This window comes from Burkholderia sp. WP42, from assembly GCF_000745665.1.
Lineage (GTDB): Bacteria > Pseudomonadota > Gammaproteobacteria > Burkholderiales > Burkholderiaceae > Burkholderia > Burkholderia vietnamiensis.
The window spans coordinates 1-1436 of the sequence record NZ_JQJT01000052.1 but is presented as its reverse complement, the minus strand read 5'-3'; the positions used below and the strand labels follow the sequence as shown (position 1 = coordinate 1436).

Here is a 1436-nt window from a genome sequence, read left to right as displayed (position 1 = left end):
GGATCGCGGCCAGTGCTTTCGCACGGCGCCGATCTACAAGGCAGACTTGTTATAGGATCAAGCCTTACGGGCAATTAGTATCAGTTAGCTGAACGCATTACTGCGCTTACACACCTGACCTATCAACGTCCTGGTCTCGAACGACCCTTCAAGGGGATCTAGTCCCCAGGGATATCTCATCTTAAGGCGAGTTTCCCGCTTAGATGCTTTCAGCGGTTATCTCTTCCGAACATAGCTACCCGGCGATGCCACTGGCGTGACAACCGGTACACCAGAGGTTCGTCCACTCCGGTCCTCTCGTACTAGGAGCAGCCCCCTTCAAATATCCAACGCCCACGGCAGATAGGGACCAAACTGTCTCACGACGTTTTAAACCCAGCTCACGTACCTCTTTAAATGGCGAACAGCCATACCCTTGGGACCGGCTACAGCCCCAGGATGAGATGAGCCGACATCGAGGTGCCAAACACCGCCGTCGATATGAACTCTTGGGCGGTATCAGCCTGTTATCCCCAGAGTACCTTTTATCCGTTGAGCGATGGCCCTTCCATACAGAACCACCGGATCACTATGACCTGCTTTCGCACCTGCTCGACTTGTCGGTCTCGCAGTTAAGCACGCTTATGCCATTGCACTATCAGCACGATTTCCGACCGTACCTAGCGTACCTTCGTACTCCTCCGTTACGCTTTGGGAGGAGACCGCCCCAGTCAAACTGCCTACCATGCACTGTCCCCGACCCGGATCACGGGCCAAGGTTAGAACCTCAAACAAACCAGGGTGGTATTTCAAGGACGGCTCCACCGAAACTAGCGTTCCGGTTTCATAGCCTCCCACCTATCCTACACAGATCGGTTCAAAGTCCAATGCAAAGCTACAGTAAAGGTTCATGGGGTCTTTCCGTCTAGCCGCGGGTAGATTGCATCATCACAAACACTTCAACTTCGCTGAGTCTCGGGAGGAGACAGTGTGGCCATCGTTACGCCATTCGTGCAGGTCGGAACTTACCCGACAAGGAATTTCGCTACCTTAGGACCGTTATAGTTACGGCCGCCGTTTACCGGGACTTCAATCAAGAGCTTGCACCCCATCATTTAATCTTCCGGCACCGGGCAGGCGTCACACCCTATACGTCCACTTTCGTGTTTGCAGAGTGCTGTGTTTTTATTAAACAGTCGCAGCCACCAGTTTATTGCAACCCCTTCACCCTCCTGGCGCAGGCCAGTCAAGCTACAAGGGCGTACCTTATCCCGAAGTTACGGTACCAATTTGCCGAGTTCCTTCTCCCGAGTTCTCTCAAGCGCCTTAGAATACTCATCTCGCCCACCTGTGTCGGTTTGCGGTACGGTCATCGTTAGACTGAAGCTTAGAGGCTTTTCTTGGAACCACTTCCAATTGCTTCGCTCCCGAAGGAGCTCGCGCCACACCCTTGAATT

The 1436-nt window shown here is 53.2% G+C and carries 1 rRNA gene; it reads right to left on the bottom strand.

The annotated features are described in order from the left end of the window. Window positions 1-53 precede the first annotated feature (53 nt). Window positions 54-1436, bottom strand: a 23S ribosomal RNA gene (locus EX20_RS22635); the annotation flags it as partial.